The sequence below is a fragment of the Thauera sp. 2A1 genome, from assembly GCF_009469595.2.
In the GTDB taxonomy this organism is placed as follows: Bacteria; Pseudomonadota; Gammaproteobacteria; order Burkholderiales; family Rhodocyclaceae; genus Thauera.
In genome coordinates, this window is sequence record NZ_SSXV01000117.1 from 1 (window position 1) to 1,288 (window position 1,288).

Sequence of the window (1,288 nt, forward strand, 5' to 3'; positions counted from 1 at the left end):
GGATAGCAGTTTGTTGTAAATGGGGGTTATGTCCTCCGTCTGCAGGTCAAGCTGCTTATCTACCCTCTCGATGAACTTCTTGTCATTCTTGATTACGGCACGTAGTATGGTGATGATGCCACGTTTCTGCTTGAACATATCGTCCCAAGCTGGAGCGTTCTTCTGTGCTTTCTTGCGCTTCTCCTCTTCCTTTGTGTGTACATAGAAAGTGAAATGTGCGTTGTCTCCTTTGCCATCTTGGCTGTATTCAAACCAGAGGTCGCATTGTCCTTGGTCATAGAAGGATTTGAGCGGTATTGATAACTTTCTGTTTGAATAGAGGAAGGAGAGGGTATTTGTCCTCCAACATAAACATTTCTTTGAGTTGCTGTACTGTCTTCCCGAATACACCTCGATTCTTGTACTGGCTGCATAGCTCATAGAAGCGTTGCGAGTGCTTGCCCTTGAGGGACATTGCAACAAGAAGAGAATACTCGGTGTATTGGCTTGCGAGTTGCACAAGATACGGCATAAGGTCGCTGCTTACCTCCACCTCATAGACTTGCTTCTTTGCCACCCATCTGGCTTGATTGATGAAGCCACAATAAAGCCAATTTCCTTCCTTGTCCTCGAACTCGATAGCCTTGTCACGGAGCGCACGGAGTGCCTTTCTGGCTCTCTCCGTGTGGTTTTTGTCGGTAATCTGCACAAGGTTCTCGAACTCTGTGCGAGGTGGCTCACGCTCGACATAGTTTTTCCTCACTTGCCTAATGACCATGTAAAACGCATTCTTCTCGGTAGGAGAAAATTCGTATCTGGATTCAGTCAAGGGGTTGGCTTGGTAGAGGGTGATATCTTGCTTTTTCTCTTCCATGATTCTATATGTTGAAGTTGTTTATTTTGTCAAATATCTCTACTTCGTCGAGAGCCGCCTTTGAAAGATGCTCTCGCATTGCTGCACGAAGCCGAGAAAACTCCTCCCAACTCAGCACTACTTCGCTGTTTAATCTGTCTGATTTCATATCTTTGAACGTTTAATTATTATTTTCTGGTGCAAAGATATAAAAAATATAACGAAATAAATATAAAGTTATAGTTAAAGTTTTATAAAAGGGCAAGAAAGCCACCAAAAAGTTATAGTTTAGCCACCAAAAAGTTATAGTTAGCCACCAAAAAGTTATAGTTTGTTGCTCGGAGGCTCTGAGTATCAGTAAGTTACAGAGGGGGAAAAACTAGATAAAAAACTATAGGAAAAACTATCGATAAAAATGCCTTGAAAATTGAGTGTTTTTGCTATAGTTTTTTTATT

Annotated in this window: 1 protein-coding gene; it reads right to left on the reverse strand. The window is 41.9% G+C overall.

Annotation, left to right across the window (positions count from 1 at the left end):
* Positions 1-274: 274 nt before the first annotated feature.
* Positions 275-853 (reverse strand): replication initiation protein, encoded by a 579-nt coding sequence (locus GH664_RS22805; protein ID WP_153170317.1) that lies wholly within the window; start codon positions 851-853, stop codon positions 275-277.
* Positions 854-1,288: the final 435 nt, after the last annotated feature.